This window comes from Rhodopirellula sp. UBA1907, assembly GCF_002337565.1.
In the GTDB taxonomy this organism is placed as follows: domain Bacteria; phylum Planctomycetota; class Planctomycetia; order Pirellulales; family Pirellulaceae; genus Rhodopirellula; species Rhodopirellula europaea.
In genome coordinates this window covers 118,725-134,831 of the sequence record NZ_DDGH01000083.1, presented here as the reverse complement: position 1 = coordinate 134,831, position 16,107 = coordinate 118,725, and the positions used below count along the sequence as shown (strand labels likewise).

The following is a 16,107-nucleotide window of genomic DNA, read 5'->3' as shown; positions in this document are numbered from 1 at the left end:
GGCCCCCTCACCCGGATCTCGCTGGACGCTCGGTCCGACCTCTCCCCCAACTTCGTCGGGGGAGAGGTGACAGGCGAGGAATCGGAAACGCAGTAATAGAGTAATGCTGCGTCGGTATCGAGTTTGATCAGCCTCGGATTGGCTCAAGGTTGTTTGACCCATCCGATCGCGTCGAGGTGCACCGTGCCGCCCGAGTCTTTGGCGGAGAAGTCGACGGTCACTTCGGCGCCCGCGGGCAAGAAGTACTTGCCGGCCGGAATCGCACCGCCTTGCGTGTCGCGTTGGTTGATCCGAACGGTTTTCGGTTCTTGTCCGGGCGCGGTCACGGTGATGGCTAGCTTCGTGGCACGATTTTCATGAGGGGCACTGTAGATCTGCAACTCGTACTGACCGGCTTCCTTCAACTTGGTTTGGAAGGTCGCGGTCGCGCCGGAATTGGCCGATGCGTAGCGGTATTCCCAGCCGACGTAGCCCTTGAGACCTTGTCCCTTGGCCCATTTGCCTGTCGTCTTGGCTTGTCGATCATCGATCACGATGCCGGGCAATTTCTCGGGATCCAAGCCTGACATGGGGCCGTACGGGCCGGCTTTTTCCATCGCGTCGTCCGGGATCACGATCGTCGCGGAAGGCGTGCTTCGGCGAGCCTTGCCAGGCAGTTCGAGCAGTTCCAGCAGGTCGTCCAAGTGCTCTTCGTAGATGTCGCGAGGAGTGCAATCGTTCAGCGTACAAAGAGAGGCGGCTTTGCCAACGACCTCGCCCATCATGCCGCACGTCTTCATCACGCGGACGGTGCCGAGGGCTTCGTGGGTGACGCTGATGCAGCGACCGGCCATGAACAAGTTGTCGACGTTGCGGCTGTAGAAGCAGCGATACGGAACGGGGTATCCGTAAGAACGGTCCACGCGGCGGTCGTGCACCGCGATGCTGATGAACGGGTTTTCGGGGAACTTGGTGGCGTATTCTTTCTTGGGATAGTGCAAATCGATCGACCAAGTGCTGGGGACGCAGCCATCCGGAAATTCGCGTTTGCTGACGATGTCCTCTTGGTTCAGGACCACGTCGCCGAGCAGTCGGCGACTTTCTCGAGGGCCACCGATGTAAGCCACCCAGGTCAATTGAGCGTTGGGGTGATCGGCGGCACCGTCACCATTCTTCATCGCGTTGAACGCACCGTAGACGGCTCGCAGGTTCCAGTCGCGGATCGCTTCGGCGTCGCCGAGTGGATCGATGTCAAAACCACTTTCCCAGAACCATTGACCATGGTGGTCACGTGGGTACGGGAAGTCGTCCATGTTCAGTGGCAACGCCCAAGGCGTGGCGGGGAATTCAGGAGCCTGCTCGACTTCGTCCCATCGCCACATGTTGCTCATGCCCATGCGGCCTTTGTCGGTGATGTCCAAATCCGCGTTGGCCCATTCGCCGATCCATCCATGGCCGGTGCAGTCGACGAAACGGTCGCCGGCAACTCGCAGGTCTTCGCCGGTTTTCGTGTTCAAGGCCAGCACATGTTCGATTTGCTTGGTTTCGCTGTCGGCTTTCATCTTCACCGCATAGGCGTGATGGTTCAGCAACAGATCGATGTTCGGTTCGGCTGTGACGATCTCTTCTTTTTGCTCGTCACCGAACTCTTCGTAGGTGCCGGGTGACTTGGTGGCTTTGTCAGAGAACTCTTCCACGATCTCGCCGATGCGAGGGAACTTGCCGCGACGGATGTTGCCCATCGCCCACACTCGCACTTCGCTGGAACCGTTGCCGCCCAAAACGCCACGGTCTTGAATCAATGCCACGCGGCATCCCATTCGAGCCGCTGAAATCGCCGACGCCATGCCAGCGTAACCGCCACCCACGACGACCAAGTCATAAGGACCTTTGGTGACAGGTTGCTCGGGAAGGCCCAGTTTGTCACGACGCCACGGCGACAAGACGTCGTCCACGGCAGGCGGTGTTTCGTCCAGTTCGGTGGTCAGATAGATGCAATCGCAACGACCATCGAAACCGGTTTGATCTTTCAGCGACAGTGTGTGGTCACCCTTGGTCAACGAGACCACGCCACCATCCTGCCAATCCCAAGTCGCGTGCTTCGTTCCAAAGGTGGTGTCCAGTTTTTTGCCGTCGACGTGGAGTTCGAATTTTCCCGGGGAAGGCGACGCGTCCCAGCGACGAACCCAGTCAATCGTGCGAACCCAGACCCGGTACTTGCCGGACTCGGGGATCGCAACGTTGGTGGTCGCATCATCGACCGGTTGCCCCAGTCCATGAGCGATCAAGTACGGCGATCCCATTTGCTGGATGAATTGGGTGTCCAACTTCCATCCGCCATGCGTGTCAAAACTCTCAGCTTCGACAAACACATCCGCCGCTTGCGCGGTTGCGGTCGCGATGGTCACGGAGGCCAACGCCGTCAACGCGATGCGAAGCCAAACGGGGGCGGATTGGCGGTTGGAATACGATGGTCGGGAGCTCTGGTGGGAATGCATTCCAGGGATCGCTTCTCGTTGTGGGGTGGGTTTGCAAGGTGGGATGGGGAACCCGATAGCATAGCCAAAGGTGACATTTTGTTCGCCCGTCTCGAGACCTGCAAACAAGAATTTTCCGCCCCGAGCGAGGCTCACTTCAGAACTTTGGTTCTCGTGATTGGCCAGCGAATTACCGGTTCGTTTTGGGATGAGAGCAGCCTTAGCCCTCGGATTTGAGCCAGTCCTTTTCCTTCACTGACGTCCAATCGCAATCGATAGATTTTGGTGGCGCCACCGAGGGAGATTGTGTGCGAATGCCATTGTCCATCGGATTCAATTTCGATCGGGATGTGTTGGCCCTTGGGTAGGGACTGGTCAGGTGTGGTTGTGTAGAACACTTCGCCGTTGCCTTCAGCTTCGCTCAGCAAATCAAACGCCAATCGGTACGGGCCCGGTGGAATGTTCTCCGGCAAATGATCGATCGCGATTCCTGGATCGTCCCCGGTGAACGTTAGATGCAGCTCCGATTCGCGTTGTTGAAGTTGCGTGTTCTTGCGGGCTCGGATGGGACCGTTTGCCCTTTTCGAGGTGTTGGCTTTTGACTTGGGTGTCTTCTTGCGGCCGGTGCCGCCTCGAACATTGTTTTGGGGATCAACGGAAAAATCCGTCCACTCAGGGTGAGTGGCTGTCATCGAGACCGGGTTGTCTGACGGAACTCCGAACTTGGGATCGAAGGTTTGAGTGTGCAGGACCTCCTTCGCTATTTCGTTCCACTTCAGGGCCATTTGCGTCAGGCGATCACGATTCTGGTGAGCGAGGTTGTGCTGCTCCGTCCGGTCGATCGCGATGTTGTAGAGCTCCCAAGGACCTTGGCGGAAACTCACGATCTTCCAGTCGCCGTCGCGAAGGCCTCGGTCGGATGAAAACAGCAAGTGAATGGGTTGCTCGCGGTCGATGGTTTCGCCTTCGAAAATCGGCAGCAACGATTGGCCCGAAACCGGTCGCAGATCACGATCGGCAAAAGTCGTTGGGATGGTGCTGCCAGCGGCATCGGCGATGGTCGGCAGAATATCGATCAAGTGAGCCGGGCTGCGCTCGATGCTGCCAGCCTTGGTTTTCAGACCCGCTGGCCAATGAACGATGGTCGGCGTGTTGATGCCGCCTTCGGTTTGATTCTGTTTGTACAACCGGAAGGGTGAGTTGCGAGCCCAAGCCCATCCGGTGGAATCGCTCCAAGAGACATCGCCACGGGTGGGTTCGGCTTCGATCTTCTGACTGACTCGATCGTACGGGCAAGCACCGTTGTCGGAAACGAACCAGATCAACGTGTTGTCAAGTTCGCCGGTCTCATCGAGATGTTCGATCAACCGGCCGACTTCTTGATCCACGCGATCGATCATGCCCGCCAACGCCGTCATGCGTTTGTTTTCGAACCCCTTGCGTTTCTCTGTCAACGTCTCCCAAGCGGGGATGTGCGCGGGTCGTTCGCTAGGTTGTGATGTCTTTGGCAACAGGCCCAGTTCGTGTTGACGCAGGACACGTTGCTCACGGATTTTGTCCCAGCCTTCGTCGTAGCGTCCTTTGTACTTGGCGTAGTCTTCCGGCAAGGCTTGCAGGGGTGCGTGCGGCGCGTTGAAGGCGAGATAAAGGAACCACGGATCGACGTTCTCCTCCGCTTCGTTGAGAAACTGCATCGCGTAATCGACATCGGCGACTGTTGTGTAAAAGTCCTTGTCTGGAACGATCCACGGTTCGCCGTTCAAACGGAATGTGTTGTCGCCGCGAAAGTAGTTGCAGGCGCCGCTGAGGTGACCAAAGTAGCGTTGGAATCCGAAGTCAGTGGGCTGTTTGTCGAGGTGCCACTTTCCCGACATGGCGGTGAAGTAGCCATCGGCTTGCAACACTTCGGCGCTGGTGACGGCATGGGCCAGCGAGGTGTCTCCCGCCGCGATGCAGTATTGACCGGTCAGCAACGACACGCGGGAGGAGTGGCATTTGGCGGTGTTGTAGAACTGCGAGAAACGCAATCCGTTGGCTGCCAAGCCATCCAAGTTGGGTGTTTCGATCTCGCTGCCGTAGCACCCCAGATCGGAATACCCAAGGTCATCGACCATGATCAACAGCACGTTGGGACGCTGTGGTGGAGTGTCCTCGTCTGCACCGTGGGCGAAATTCGCAACGCTGAAACAGAGCATCAGGAGTGTGGTGCAGGAGATTCGCCGAGCGTTCATTGCGTGTTTTCCTAGGTCGTCGTTCATTGTCTTCGTCGGCATGTTAATCTGAAAAGGATCGTGGCACCCCTGCCGAACTCACTTGATGCCCAAAGATTAGAACCGAAATATGAACCTCGCGAGGCTGGTCCCATCTCAAACATCGTCTCGATTCCTCCGGTCTTTCCCGCGTTGGGCTGGGGCGTTTTGCTGGATCGTCGTGAGTTGCCAAATCGTCTCAGGGGACGAGTCAAACAACGCCGATTCATCCGTCAGCAGCGAGGCACTCCGACCCAACATCATTTATGTGATGGCCGATGACCTTGGATACGGCGACCTGGGGTGTTACGGCCAAACTCGAATTCAGACGCCGCATCTGGACCAAATGGCGGCAGATGGAATTCGATTCACCGATCACTACGCCGGACACACCGTGTGTCGCCCTTCTCGCTTGACGCTGTGGACGGGCAAGCATGTTGGCAGCACCGGATTGATTGGCAACGCGGCTCGCAATTTGACGGGGGAGCAACCGACCGTGGCCTCGTTGCTATCTCAGGCTGGTTATGCCACCGGTGGGGTCGGCAAATGGGCGCTCGGCAATGTGGATGTTCCCGAAGAGATCGAGAACCCAGGCCATCCGCTCGCCAATGGATTTGATGCTTGGACGGGCTACATGAACCAATCCAATGCCCACAACTATTACCCGCCGTTCCTGTGGAAAAACTACAAGCAGAGTTTCTATCCCGGCAACGTGATCAGCACCGATCCGATCGCTCGCGGTCGCGTTGCAGTCAAACGAGAAACTTATTCGCACGACGTGATGACGGATGCTGCGTTTGATTTCATTCGCGAGCATCAGTCCGATTCTTTTCTATTGCACGTTCATTGGACGATCCCGCATGCCAACAACGAAGGCGGTCGATTGAATGGCGACGGAATGGAGGTGCCGGACTATGGCATCTACGCCGATGAAGGATGGCCCAACCCAGAGAAAGGTTTCGCGGCGATGATCACTCGGATGGATCGAGACATGGGCCGCATGATGGCTTTGTTGGCGGAGCTCAATCTGACCGAAAAGACGCTGGTGATCTTCACGTCCGACAATGGGCCGCATCATGAGGGAGGCCACAGCGATTTGTTCTTCAACAGCAGTGGTCCGCTTCAAGGCAGCAAGCGTTCGATGCACGAAGGTGGCATTCGCGTGCCTTTCATCGCGAAATGGCCGGGGACGATCGAACCGAATTCGATCAGCGATCACCCTTCCGCGTTTTGGGACTTTTTGCCGACCGCGTGCGAGTTGGCTGGTGCGGAACCTCCAGCAGACATCGATGGGATTTCCTACTTGCCCGCTCTGCTGAATCAACCTGAGAAGCAAACCAAGCATCGCTATTTGTACTGGGCCAGCAGCGAAGGCCCGACCTCGGTTGGGCTTCGTTCAGAAAAATGGAAAGCGGTGAACTATCCCGGCGGAACCAAGAAGCGACGCAGCGGAAATGGCAAGCCAGTTGTCAACGAGGATGGTTGGAAACTGTTTGATTTGTCGTCTGATCCGGGGGAGAAAAACGATGTTTCAAAAGAACATCCCGAGGAGCTGGAACGATTGGTCGAAATGGCTCGCGAAGACGGGCTGTTTTGAGGGGATGCCCTCGTTGAGCCGGGTTTGGTGGATTTTTTGCTGCGCGATCGGCGGTCGCAATTAGGATGAAATCGGAGACGTCGCGAATAGCAGCGACCTTCTCCGATCCCACCTGTTTTGACCCACCTTAGAAGATCGACACCATGATGAAGAAGACTTCGACGGCCGCATTCACGCTGGCCCTTTCATTCGCCGCACCCGGTTTCGCGGGCGATTGTTTTCGCAAAACCACCTGTGCCCCCAAGTGCGTGACCGCTCCCGCGTGTCCCACCGAGGTGACGAACTGTTCATCAGTCGCCGGTGGCATGACTGCTCACGACATGGGCGGAATGGACAATCCCAGCGAACTGAACGTCGCGTTGACGACCGAGCTGGTCGCATTGCGAGCTGAAGTCGCGGCGGCTAATCAATCGTTGGAAGAGAAAGACGCTGCGATCGCGGAAGCAAATGAGAAGGTCGCTTCATTGGAAGAGCAGATTGCTGCCTTGAAAGCCGATGTCGCAGCCCAAGCTGAGCGAGCCAAGAAGGCTGAGAAACAGTCTGACGACGCTCGGGAGCTAGCCCAGCAAGCTGAGACGATCGCTCAGCAACAACGCAAAAAGCTTCAGCAAGAAGTCGCAACGTTGAAGAAGGAGATGGAAGCTCAAACGGGTGAATTGCAACAGCAGCTCACCAGCGCGAAGGCCAGCTTGGAAAAAGCCAACGCGGCTTTGGAAGAAGAACGCAAGCAACGTGAAGAAGAGCGTCGCCAGCAAGAACAGAAAGCTGCAGCGAGTGCGAAGGACGAAGAGGAACCGTCGGACGCATCTGATGAGGAAGCTGCAAAATCAGAAGATTGAAGTTTGGGTTTTGAAGGAATGTTCGGCGTTGGTTGACGCAACGCCGAACATTCATATTCAAGCGGTAGTCGTGTGAGCGAGCTCCTGGGAATTCAATTGAAAATCAGTTGCTGCTCTCACGCCGCATGGTCGTGGATCCTTCAATGTTGGTGTGTCCCATCGCGAGAGTGTTTGGTAGCCAGCTGTTTTCGGCGATTGGGATGTAAACGTTGACTGTGACCAATTCCACTCCGGTGGAACCGTCGCTTGTGAAATCGACGGTTGAGCTGCCGCCGCTGATTCCCATCAAACCAAGTTCTTCCTCCACTCGAGAGGAAATTTCGTTCGTCGTTGCCGATGGCTTGATTGCAACTCGAGCGCCCTCGCGGGTGGCATGAATCGCGCTGTCGCGAAGCATGCTGAGTCTTCCAAGTTCGATCAGCCCAAAGGTCAAGAAGATCATCAACGGGGCAATGAATGCGAATTCGACGGCCGCAGCGCCATGACGCAACAAAGACGATCGTCGAGATGTGCTGGCAGTGCATTCCGTCTTCTTGCGAGGGCCTTGTTCCCAAGAGACTTTCGACTCGGCGCGTCTCCGGCGGGCAGGTCTTCCTTTCAATGAACGTTTCATGAGATCAGTCCACCAACATTGCAGGAGAGTACAAGAACTCGCTGTGGACATTGCCTGCGACGTCGAATTCGCACCCTCTCGCAATCATCGGGGTGGGCTGAATCGTTAGGTGCTTCTTCTTCATCGGGCCGGTTAGCTTCACGCTGAGGATTCTCACTCCTTCCCACCGCACGATGGTGTAGTTGGCGTTGTTGCCGTTGCCTTGCACCTTGCGGAAGATCGGAATGATCCTTTTCTCACCGATGATGGAGCTGAGTTCGGCTTTGATTCCCGCACTGATTCCCGTGTCGCCGTTCAAGGACAGTTCGCCGTGTTCATCAAAGACCAATTCACGTCCCAAAGCATCAAAATCATCTTGCGAGATTCCATAGAGAATCTGGCGGCGAAGATCGCTGGTGCTGTTGTTGGATGATCCAATGTCGACAGTTCCACGATTACCAGGAGCACCGGTTCCCGTTGGATAGAGTGAGCATTCGTGGAAGCCGTCGCTTCCTTCCACGACCGATCCGTTGAAGTACATCAAGTCGTCAGAAGTTTGTTTGTCACTGACCAGTTGCCAAGTTTCCTCATCCAGAGCAATGGGCAAGATGTCAATCTTGGTTCCATTGTTCGGTGGACGCTTGAACCCGCTGATATTGTGTTGGAATGCTGCAGTCACGCTTTGACGAAGAGATTGCGATTTTCGACCAGTCAATCCAGCCAGCTGCAACGGAAGTTCGCCATGAGCCGAGTTTGTCAGATGGAGATTGACGCGGACCGCGTTGGCCGACGCCCAATCATTCATTGGCTCAAAGACTTGAGTCGCATGATCGTAAGATCCAATCTCGACCGCGTGATCGACTGAGCCAACATGAGCCTGGATTTGTCCGATGTGATTGGCGGAGCTGATTCGGTCTGCCGAAGACTTTACCTGGTTGACGCCATCGTGGTCCCCGTTGACGCGAGCATCATACAACGCCCAGGCTCCCGCGAGTGCAGCAGAATCGGCGGACCTGGAGAGTTCTGTTCTTGCGGTGTTGATGTAGGCAAATTCTGAAACGACCGCCAGGACTGTGAACAATGCGACACAGAGAATGAGGCCAAAGATTCCCGCGGCGCCGCGTCGGGATTCAGGCTCTTGAATGCAATAGCGGAGTTGGATGATCGATTTGGATGACATTTGATTTCAACTGGATGATGGCAGAACGCGATGGTTGGAGACGAACGGATAATCTTCTGAAGATTCGTCCACTGTGCATTGGCACGATACGTTGATCCGATCGTTCGATCACGAATTGATCGACGTCGGTGTCAGATTGACTGTGATGACTTGGTCACTGCCATCCTCAAAAACGACCCGGATACTTTTCAATCGAATCGAACGAACACGATTGGCTCCGAATCCGATGTCGACATTCGCGAGGCTTGTATCGGGGTGATATTTCATCAGGCCATCACCGCTCTCATGTGGCATTTCAACCAAGTAGTCAGGGCCTCCAAAGGCTCCCCAATCAGCCGACTCACCATTTTTGATCGCGAAGAGATAGCGAGAGTTCTTGACGGCCATGACGGTCGTCCATCGGATGCAGTCGTTGCTCGCTGACCAGTTTTGAAAGTCTCCACCACGTTCGTGGTCGACCGCCTTGTCGTTGACCGCGGCAGTGACGCGAAACCCACCGCTTGAATAGGTTGCATCTGCGGCATAGTTCAGTTGCAACTCAAAGTAGCGAGATTCGTCGTCTCGGTTCGGAAAGACGAAAAACGATACTTGTGGCGAATTGATGTCAGGCTCGGGATCGCCCAGCGTCAGTTCCCAGTTTTCTTCGATGAAGTAGATCGATTTACGATCGTCTGCAGAGACGTCGCTTGGGGTGAGTGAAACCCATAAGCCCAGCAGGCCCGCGAGGAGTAGCTTTGAAAGGGCAAGTTCGTTCCGCATGGTGTGCGCCTTCGGTGTGAGCAGGAAATCCCCCCCGCTCGATGTGACAACCACATCTTCTCGCGATGTCGATAAGCATCCAGGGCGGTCTGGCAGTCCAAGTTTTTCAACATGGATCCATGACTTTGCGTCCCACGTTTACACGTGGTTTGCCGTTTTCTTGAATGTCGAATCGGAAGCCCACAACGTCGCTAACACAAACACTAGGTCACGAATGAGCAGGTGGGCTTTTGTGAGCCATCCCCGGTTGCAGATTGTGCGACTGCGACAGTGGTTCGCCCGCTCGTGCCGGTTGAAACGATTTTGCAGCGGAATGGTCGACTTTTGACCTCTGTTTCCAACGGATTGATGGTGCGATGACTCGCGTGGCACACGGTTGTTGGGAATGGTGTACCCTATAGGGCCCGCCTCTCCCCCACCTTTTGATCGACGGTTCTGTAATGAAGAGTCCGTTCGCCCCGCCCTTGTTTGACAACGTCATCGCTGAACCAATCGGCGATCGATGTTGTTCGCTCGCCAATCGTTGGCCGACCGCTCGATGGATGCTGGCTTTTTTTGGGCTAACCATCGGTTGTGCAGCGATGGTTTCCGCGGATGAATCGAACGAAGAATCCTTTGACTTCTTCGAAGCTCGCATTCGTCCGGTTCTGATCGAGCATTGCTATGAATGCCATGCTAAAGATTCGGATGACCTCGGCGGTTCGTTGCGTTTGGATGTGAAGGAAGGATGGGAAGTTGGCGGTGACAGTGGGCCGTCCATCCGACCTGGCGATCCCGCGGCAAGCGAACTGATGGCGGCGATTCGGTACGAGTCCTCCGAGATGCCACCCTCGGGAAAGCTGCCCGATCACGTGGTGCGAGATTTTGAAAAATGGATTCGCGATGGTGCGGCTGATCCAAGATTGATGTATGAAGAGGAACAGCTCACAAGTTCTCAGTCAAAGTCATTCGACTGGGAACAAGCTCGGCAGTTTTGGGCGTTTCAGCCTCCTCGCTCGAGCGAGTCGCCGGTTGCGTTTGATTCTGATTCCGCGATCGATGCCTACCTGCAACGACGCTTGGACGCCGAAGGATTGACCGCAACTCCGATCGCAAGCCCGAGCGTGCGACTGCGACGTTTGGCGTTTGATCTGACTGGGTTGCCGCCCGATCCTGAAGCGCTTCAACAATTTCAAGCGGATCCCAGCGACGCACATTGGCGGCGATTGGTGGATCGCTATCTCGCCAGCACGCAGTTTGCGGAACATTGGGCGAGGCACTGGATGGACGTGGCTCGCTACGCCGACAGCAACGGCAGCGATTTCAATGCGACGCATCATGACGCTTGGCGGTATCGCGATTACTTGGTGCGGTCGTTTGCCAACGACATGCCGATCGACCGGATAATTCGCGAACAGATCGCGGGTGATTTGATGCCGGCCTCTTCCGATGAAGATCGACGTGACAAGTTGGTCGCCACCACGTTCTTGATGATCGGCACCAAGATGCTGAGTGAACGCAACAAGACCAAGTTGCGGATGGATGTGGTCGACGAGCAACTCGACACGGTCGGACGTGCTTTCCTCGGCATGACGTTTGGTTGTGCTCGCTGTCACGATCACAAGTTTGATCCCATCACCACGCGAGACTACTACGCGATGGCTGGGATCTTTCGCAGCACGCGAACACTGCATGGTGAGTCGCAGCAATACGTCAGCACTTGGGAGAAAACTCCGCTTCCGATTTCGAAGAAGCACAAGGAGTCCATTCGTGAACACGAACAATCGCTGCAAGGCCTCGATCAAGAGATCAAAGCAGTCGAGTCGGAACTGAAGTTTCTCGCAGAGAAGACGGAACTCGAAGGCATCACGATCGATGATGTCGATGCCGTTCGTGAAGGTCACTGGGTTGAATCGACGTACAAATCTGGGTTTGTTGGCAAAGGTTATGTGCACGACGAAAATCGAAACAAAGGGGAGGCGTCGATCCGGTTTGCCGCGGTCTTGCCCAAGGCCGGACGGTATGAGCTTCGAGTTCACTACAACTCCAGCGGCAATCGGGCGTCGAATCTGCCTGTCACGGTGCAGTTGAACGACGAGACTCACAATCTGGTTTTGAATCAGACGGTTCCTCCGACGACGGGCACTTACAGCGTGCTGAAGGAGTTTGACTGCGAGGCGGAAACTCAGTCGCAGGTCACGCTTTCGAACCGTGGGACGGATGGTTATGTGATCGCCGATGCCGTGCAGTGGGTTCAGGTCGATGGCGAAAAGGACCCGGGTGAATCAGACGCGGAGATCGAACAAAACATCGCGATGCGAACCGCGTTGACTCAGACACTCAAGCAACTGAAGTCACAACGAGCCGATTTGGTCGCCAATGCTCCGCCCCCCGTTCCGACCGCGATGGCGCTGGCCGATTTACCGAGCGATGAGCAGGAGGATTGCCCGATTCATATTCGGGGTGAGGTCAGCAATCTGGGCGACATCGTCCCGAGAGGCATTCCGCAGGTCTTCAGTGAATCCACCACCGCGTTTGAACCCTTGGAAGGAAGCGGTCGGTTGGAGTTGGCACAGTGGTTGACCGATCCTGATCACCCGCTGACCGCGCGGGTCAGTGTCAACCGAATCTGGATGCACCTGATGGGCGAAGGACTGGTGCGGACCGTCGACAACTTCGGCGTTCGGGGCGAGAAACCGACTCATCCCGAGTTGTTGGATGCGTTGACGATCGACTTTGTACGCAACGGTTGGCGTCAGAAGCGTTTGATTCGAAACATCGTTTGCAGCGACGCGTATTCACGATCGATGGTTTCGGATGACGACCCGCGAGTCTCACTCGATCCTGAAAACCGATGGCGAGGTCGGGCCGTTCGCAGACGCATTCCCGCGGAAGCGATTCGCGATGCGATGTTGGTTGCTGCCGGCACGCTCGACCCCAGCGGTCGTGAAAACTTGATGGACAGCTATGCGACCTTGGTCAGTCAAAACAACGCCAACTCCAAAGCGACCACCAAGTTTGGGCTGGATGATCCGAAGCGAACAATCTACTTACCATTGATTCGATCCGAGATTCCACCGTTGCTGGCGAACCTGGACGCGGCGGATCCGGATTTGTTGGTTGGGAAACGACCGACAACGAACGTGCCGGCGCAAGCGTTGACTTTGATCGGCAGCCCCGAGGTACGCCGATGGGCGATGCAAACGACGAAGCGAATGATGAAAGAGACAACAGACGACACGCAGCGTGTCCGGTGGGCCTGCGCCGTGTTGTTCTCTCGTGACCCTCGACCGGTCGACGACCAAATCTTGCAAGCTTGGTTGGAAAGCGATGTGGCGAAGGCCATGTCGAGCGACGAAGAACGCTATCGCGAATGGATCGCGGCGATGTTTGCGAGCACCGAATTTCGATTTTTGGATTGAGGCGAAACTGATGAAACTGAACCGTCGAGATTGCTTGGTCCAATCGACTTGGACGACTGGAGCGTTGGCTGTCACCGCGTCGGCGATGCCCGCGTCGAGTGTGTGGGCCAATGGCTCGGATGTGCAGACGCCCGTGCAGCATCATCCAGCGAAAGCCAAGCGGGTGATCTTCTTGTTCATGCATGGCGGACCGTCGCATGTCGACACGTTTGATTACAAGCCGCGGTTGATCGCCGACAACGGAAAGGATTTGCCGTTCGAGTTGCCGCCTCAAATCAGTGCCAAACCGACATTGCTTGCGAGCCCTTGGAAATGGTCGCAACACGGTGAGGCTGGGCTATGGGCAACCGATTTATTGCCGGAGATGAACAAGCATCTGGATTCACTGTGCGTTGTTCGGTCCATGCACACTCGCGGCCAATCGCACGGCCAAGCGGTCGGGATGGTGAACACGGGCAGCGACAACTTTGTTCGCCCCAGTGTTGGTGCATGGATCAGTTATGCATTGGGGGCCGGGCATCCGGATTTGCCGGCTCACGTTGCGATCGCACCCGCGACGGCCCATGGTGGACCTCGCAACTACGGAGCCGCTTTCCTGCCCGCCAAGCATCAAGCGACCGTGGTGGGCAAAAACGGTCAGATTGGCGATGGAAAGATCGCTTACTTGGATGCCGCTGAGGGACACCAGTTTGACTTGGTCAACCAGCTCAACCGCGGCCATGTGCAATCCGCAGGGCGAGACCGAGCGACCGATGGTGCCATCGAGGCGGTGGACTTGGCCAATCGGATGCGAGGCACCGCGCCGGAGGTGATGGATTTGTCGGAGGAAACCGAAGCGACCAAGAAACTGTATGGGATCGGTGAGAAGACGACCGACTCGTTTGGACGCAGTTGTTTGATGGCGCGTCGGTTGGCGGAATCCGGGGTTCGATTCATCACGGTCAGCAGCGGCCAGGTGTGGGACCAGCACGGCAACTTGAAGAACGGTCACCAGAAAAATGCAGCCAAGACGGACCTGCCGATCGCAGGATTGTTCGCGGATCTGAAGCAACGCGGGCTCTGGGAAGACACGTTGGTCGTGTGGGGCGGCGAATTTGGACGGACGCCCGTTGTTCAGGGAAGCAACGGTCGCGACCACAACCCGCAAGGATTCTCAATGGTGCTGGGCGGTGGCGGGATTCGCGGCGGAATCACGTACGGCGAGACCGATGACTATGGCTACTACGCGGTTCGCGATCGGGTTCACATGCACGATTTGCACGCGACGATGCTGCATCAACTTGGAATCGACCACGAGCGTTTGACGTATCCCTACGCTGGTCGCGATTTTCGTCTGACGGACGTCCACGGACGTGTGGTCGAGGAGATATTGGAGTCGTGAACTATGCCCAAACGGCTCACGTGAGTTCTTAGAACGGCAACAGGTAGTAGAGCCAAGCGTTCATACGGATGACGACTTTGCTGATGACGTGAAACGCCTTTCCGTGGTCGGTGTAGATGACCACGTTGCCAGAGGTTCCGACGGCCAGTAGCTGTGCCGCTTCTGTGTCATCCATCACAAACTTGGCCGCAAACTTTCCGCTAGATCCAAGGCTTGCTGCCGACGGCAATGATCCTGTCACTGCGAACTGCCCTTCACCGGTCGCCTGGACAATGTCTTCGACCGCACCCGTGAAAACCTCCCCGGGCCGCGATTTGAAGGTCAGCTCCGCTCGATCGCCGGGTTGAACATTGCACAACAAATTTTGTGGGAAACTTGCCACGAGAATCAACTGCGTCGAATCGACGAATGTCCCCAGTGGAGAGAAAGGCATTGGGACCGCCATCGTTCCTTCTCGGACCATCCAGTTTGTCACGAACCCATCCGAGGGAGCGTAGACGCGGCATTGATCGAGATTGAATTTGGCGTTTGCTAGTTGGGCCTCCAAACTGCGAGCGGTGCTCTCGGCGGCCTGCATCCCCAGCTGAGACTGCAGGAGCGTTGCGTTGGCTTGGTCGACAGAAGCATCGGCCGCATTGAGTTGTTGACGCAGTTGTTGCAACTGAAGCTTGCTGACCGAGCCGGCAAGTCGTTCCTCGGACTTCTCGGAAATGGTCAGCTCAGTTTCGGCGGCTTGTTGTGCAGCGACAGCCCGAGCAACTCCCGCACGAGCGGCTTCGATCGCAGCGTTCAACTGTTCGACACTCTTGTTTGCAGCGTCGAGCGATTCGGAGATTTGGTCGTACGTGTTTTGATATGTATCGGACTGGATCTCAAACAGAAGGTCCTCGCCCTTCTTCAATGGAACATTCGGTTCCGCATGAATCTTCGTGATGGGGCCTTTGACCTGAGGGACCAATTGAACGGTGTAGCGTGAGACGACCAGTTGATTGGAAGTCGGTGCGGAAAATTTCCAATTGATGACGACCGCACCAATCAAGAAAACACCGAGCACGACCATGACCGCCACGTTCTTCGGTGATGGTTTGACCTTCAGGATTTTGTAGATCAATAAAACAAGTGCGATATAGACAATCGTGATAACAGCAATCATGCGAGGTCTCCTTGATTGTTCGCGGCTTGAAGTTTTTCCTCCAGTTCTTCCACGCGTTGTTTCAACACCGTGATTTGCTGCGATTCAGTCGTCGGCGCCGACGGCGGGGTTGGTTGCGAATCTTGGTTGCTAGAAGTGCTGCTGGTCTCGAGCGGATTGCTGCGGAAATCGGTCAACGCCCAGATGAAGGCGATCGGCCAGCCTATTCCGCCCAATGCCATCCCAAGCCAACTGCATGCGTTGATCGCATCGACCTGAGGATGGTTGCGTTTGACGGCGATCTTCTTGGGGATTGAGCCAAGCCAAACGAATACGCTGACGGCGACAAAAAATAGAATCGCCAGAACCAGCCAGGCAAAGTACGTTGCGCCATCATGCATTTTGAGCTCACTTGCAAAGAAAGATTCGTTCGAGTCACCCGGAACCGTGGGCGGATCACGGTTCATGTTACGAAATGATTCAGCCGGGGATGCGAAAAGAAACCTGCGGTTGCGTTAGGG

The 16,107-nt window shown here is 55.9% G+C and carries 11 protein-coding genes and 1 riboswitch; of the genes, 4 read left to right on the top strand and 7 right to left on the bottom strand.

Features of this window, described 5'->3' with window-relative positions; translation table 11 throughout:
• Positions 1–143: 143 nt before the first annotated feature.
• Both B2R17_RS18015 and B2R17_RS18010 read right to left on the bottom strand, forming a co-directional pair.
• Positions 144–2,612 (bottom strand): FAD-dependent oxidoreductase, encoded by a 2,469-nt coding sequence (locus tag B2R17_RS18015; RefSeq protein ID WP_286765081.1) that lies wholly within the window; start codon positions 2,610–2,612, stop codon positions 144–146.
• The gene (locus tag B2R17_RS18010; protein WP_286765080.1) at positions 2,609–4,729 is read right to left on the bottom strand and encodes an arylsulfatase; all 2,121 of its coding nucleotides are present in this window, start codon (positions 4,727–4,729) and stop codon (positions 2,609–2,611) included. The genes B2R17_RS18015 and B2R17_RS18010 overlap by 4 nt, the downstream gene beginning before the upstream one ends.
• A 157-nt stretch (positions 4,730–4,886) precedes the next feature.
• On the opposite strand from B2R17_RS18010, the gene B2R17_RS18005 reads away from it, so the two are divergent.
• Entirely contained in the window at positions 4,887–6,302 is a 1,416-nt protein-coding gene (locus B2R17_RS18005; protein ID WP_286765079.1) for an arylsulfatase, read from the top strand.
• 143 nt (positions 6,303–6,445) lie between these two features.
• Positions 6,446–7,141 carry a hypothetical protein gene (locus B2R17_RS18000; RefSeq protein ID WP_286765078.1) on the top strand — a complete coding sequence of 232 codons (696 nt, stop codon included), beginning with the start codon at positions 6,446–6,448 and terminating at the stop codon, positions 7,139–7,141.
• Between the two features lie 103 nt (positions 7,142–7,244).
• Here B2R17_RS18000 and B2R17_RS17995 read toward each other — a convergent pair whose 3' ends face one another.
• The 3 genes from B2R17_RS17995 to B2R17_RS17985 form a co-directional block, all read right to left on the bottom strand.
• The gene (locus B2R17_RS17995) at positions 7,245–7,754 is read right to left on the bottom strand and encodes a TadE family protein (RefSeq protein ID WP_286765077.1); all 510 of its coding nucleotides are present in this window, start codon (positions 7,752–7,754) and stop codon (positions 7,245–7,247) included.
• Between the two features lie 4 nt (positions 7,755–7,758).
• Complete coding sequence (locus B2R17_RS17990; RefSeq protein WP_286765076.1) at positions 7,759–8,913, bottom strand: Tad domain-containing protein; 1,155 nt, start codon at positions 8,911–8,913, stop codon at positions 7,759–7,761.
• Between the two features lie 108 nt (positions 8,914–9,021).
• A complete protein-coding gene (locus B2R17_RS17985) occupies positions 9,022–9,672 on the bottom strand; it encodes a hypothetical protein (protein WP_286765075.1) in 651 nt (216 codons plus the stop codon).
• Positions 9,673–9,752: 80 nt separating this feature from the next.
• Positions 9,753–9,836: riboswitch (cyclic di-GMP riboswitch) on the bottom strand.
• Positions 9,837–10,112: 276 nt separating this feature from the next.
• On the opposite strand from B2R17_RS17985, the gene B2R17_RS17980 reads away from it, so the two are divergent.
• A complete protein-coding gene (locus tag B2R17_RS17980; protein ID WP_286765074.1) occupies positions 10,113–13,073 on the top strand; it encodes a DUF1553 domain-containing protein in 2,961 nt (986 codons plus the stop codon).
• 10 nt (positions 13,074–13,083) lie between these two features.
• Positions 13,084–14,454, top strand: a complete 1,371-nt coding sequence (locus B2R17_RS17975; RefSeq protein WP_286765073.1) for a DUF1501 domain-containing protein — start codon at positions 13,084–13,086, stop codon at positions 14,452–14,454.
• 28 nt (positions 14,455–14,482) lie between these two features.
• On the opposite strand, the gene B2R17_RS17970 is transcribed toward B2R17_RS17975, so the two are convergent.
• Complete coding sequence (locus B2R17_RS17970; RefSeq protein WP_286765072.1) at positions 14,483–15,607, bottom strand: HlyD family secretion protein; 1,125 nt, start codon at positions 15,605–15,607, stop codon at positions 14,483–14,485.
• On the bottom strand, positions 15,604–15,987 hold the full coding sequence (locus tag B2R17_RS17965) for a DUF3302 domain-containing protein (protein WP_286765071.1): 384 nt from the start codon (positions 15,985–15,987) through the stop codon (positions 15,604–15,606). The genes B2R17_RS17970 and B2R17_RS17965 overlap by 4 nt, the downstream gene beginning before the upstream one ends.
• Positions 15,988–16,107: the final 120 nt, after the last annotated feature.